General features: G+C 45.7%; 2 protein-coding genes. Both read right to left on the minus strand.

The window, feature by feature from the left end; translation table 11 throughout:
- Positions 1 to 140 (minus strand): biopolymer transporter ExbD (locus A3762_RS28960; protein WP_197469474.1); only part of this gene is annotated, 140 nt, incomplete at its 3' end.
- 17 nt (positions 141 to 157) lie between these two features.
- Positions 158 to 777, minus strand: a 620-nt coding sequence (locus A3762_RS21325; RefSeq protein ID WP_197469475.1) for a MotA/TolQ/ExbB proton channel family protein, incomplete at its 5' end; no start/stop codon positions are given.

A 777-nucleotide genomic window follows, 5' to 3' on the forward strand; every position in this document is an offset into this window, starting at 1 on the left:
TTCGGTCGTTCAAGATCTAGTTTCATGTCTTTAACGAACGTAGTCGTCACCATGAAGAAGATTAACAAGATGAACACCATGTCGATCAATGGAGAGATATCTACCTGCCCTTCTTGCTCGCTCTCTTGTCTGTATCTCATATTCTTTCTCGCTTATTTTATTTGCTCAGAGACGCTTGCTTTTGAGCGCACACTAAGTCTCGAATTTGATCCAACTCTCGACAGACATTGCGCTCTTTGCGCTCAATCATTCGTCCAACAAGTAAGCCTGGGATAGAAATCGCCAAACCTACTTGTGTTGTAAATAGCGCCTTACTGATCCCGCCTGCAATGCCGCCGGTTTGCGTAAATAGCGACATCGTGCCTAGGGAGTCAAAGGTCTCCATCATTCCATCGACTGTACCGAGCAAACCTAACAACGGAGCAACAGCAACGAGCGAACGCACTAAGCTACGATGCCTCGCCATGGTTTCTTTCAAATTAAAAAAATGCTCGTCGATACGCGCTTTCACGTTCACTGGACTGCGATACTCACGAGAAGTATCCATCGCAAATTTTGCGGCTTCGGCAGTGACGGATTTCAGATTCAAAAACTTGCGCTTTCCTTTCTTAGCTTTTCTCACTAAATCACGAGGCTTGTGCTGACTAGAGCGCACCGTCATGACGCGATAAACTAAGGCATACCACAACAATATGGAGACGATAATGAGCGGCAACATTACAAAGCCGCCCATCTCGTAATATTCCAGCAACACGCTATAGCTGGGGATAAATGTTT

The sequence above is a fragment of the Oleiphilus sp. HI0125 genome (genome assembly GCF_001635355.1).